We start from the raw sequence: 1,017 nt of genomic DNA on the forward strand, positions 1-1,017 counted from the left end.
GTGTCTGCCTGTGGAAACGACGGGGTGCCTTCGCGAGCAAGCCCGCTCCCACAGGAGTACGCATTCCAATGTGGGAGCGGGCTTGCTCGCGAAGAGGGCGGAACAGGCGCCGCAGCCTTAAGGCTTGGGCATCGTGGCAACCATGGACGGTCGCTGGCTCACGTCGAAATACCAGTTGGCCAGTTGCGGATTGGCGCTGCGCCAGTCCAGATCCGGATGACGCAGATCGATGTAACCCAGTGCACAAGCGACGCTGATCGCCGCCACGTCGAAATGGCTGGTCAGCTCGGCGATGGCGTCACTTTCCAGATAGGCCAGGGCGCGACGAATCTTCTCGCGCTGGGCGTCGAGCCATTCGTCCCAGTGCTTTTCCGGGGCGCGCAGCACCAGTTCGTAACGCACCATCACCGAGGCGTCCATGATCCCGTCGGCCAGCGAGGCCAGGGTCAGACGCCGCCAACGGGCCGCTCCTTCGCGAGGGATCAGCGGATTGCCGACGTGTTGCTGGTCGAGGTATTCGAGGATCACGCGGCTGTCATGGATCACGCTGCCGTCGGCCAGACGCAGCGCCGGGATCTTGCCCAGCGGGTTGTCGGCGTTGAGCGCGGTGTCCGGGCTGACCGGAGTGAGGACGCAGTCTTGCAGGGCGACGCGATCCTGCTGGTCGGTCTCGTGCAACAGCACCATCACTTTGCGCACGAACGGGGAGAGCGTGTTGTGAAACAGGGTCATGCTGGGGGCGGACATTGGCAAACCTCGGTGGTCATCGAAGAGCAGGAGATTAGCCTAGTCAGATACAGAACGGCTGGCGAGGGATTTGCTGGTGTTCATCAGGCCGCCTTCGCGAGCAAGCCCGCTCCCACACTGGATCTGTTTCGTTCAAAAATCCCCTGTGGGAGCAACTGTCTTACTGCCACCGTTCGTCACCGCCACTCTGTGCCGTCTCGCAGCATGGCATTCAGTCTGATCAGCAGTATTCGCATACAGGCGATGAGCGCGACTTTCGCGCTCTTGCCC

At 62.2% G+C, this 1,017-nt stretch carries 1 protein-coding gene; it reads right to left on the reverse strand.

Annotated features, from left to right (window positions below):
- Window positions 1-117: 117 nt before the first annotated feature.
- Complete coding sequence (locus QMX91_RS31220; RefSeq protein WP_098965955.1) at window positions 118-747, reverse strand: glutathione S-transferase; 630 nt, start codon at window positions 745-747, stop codon at window positions 118-120.
- Between the last annotated feature and the right edge of the window lie 270 nt (window positions 748-1,017).

This window comes from Pseudomonas sp. PS01299, assembly GCF_029960145.1.
Lineage (GTDB): Bacteria > Pseudomonadota > Gammaproteobacteria > Pseudomonadales > Pseudomonadaceae > Aquipseudomonas > Aquipseudomonas putida_A.

Excerpts from the sequence above, each read along its gene's own strand:
- QMX91_RS31220 (WP_098965955.1), bottom strand. The coding sequence starts at position 747 with ATGTCCGCCCCCAGCATGACCCTGTTTCACAACACGCTCTCCCCGTTC.